Annotated in this window: 1 protein-coding gene; it reads right to left on the reverse strand. The window is 64.7% G+C overall.

Going from position 1 to position 255, the window contains the following annotated elements; genetic code table 11:
* On the reverse strand, nt 1-255 hold a 255-nt coding region (locus AACY19_RS27710), incomplete at both ends, for a phage tail protein I (RefSeq protein ID WP_339454677.1).

The raw sequence follows: 255 nt of genomic DNA on the forward strand, positions 1-255 counted from the left end.
TGATACCGGTGTCCAGCACGCCGACCTTCAGCGCGAAGGTGCCCGGCACGCCCTCGGGCACCGTCTGGAACCACTCGACGATCTCGATCAGATAGCCCAGCGGCTCGACCACACGACGCAGCGCGCCAATGGTGCCCTTGTGCTTGTGGATGTAAAACGACGCCTTGATTGCCGCGCGCTTGGTGGCCTCGGTCCACCGGTAATCCCAGCGATCCACTGACCACGCCCACGCCAGATGCGGCAGCAGATGCACCG

This window comes from Pseudomonas sp. EA_5y_Pfl2_R50, from assembly GCF_963970475.1.
Taxonomy (GTDB): domain Bacteria; phylum Pseudomonadota; class Gammaproteobacteria; order Pseudomonadales; family Pseudomonadaceae; genus Aquipseudomonas.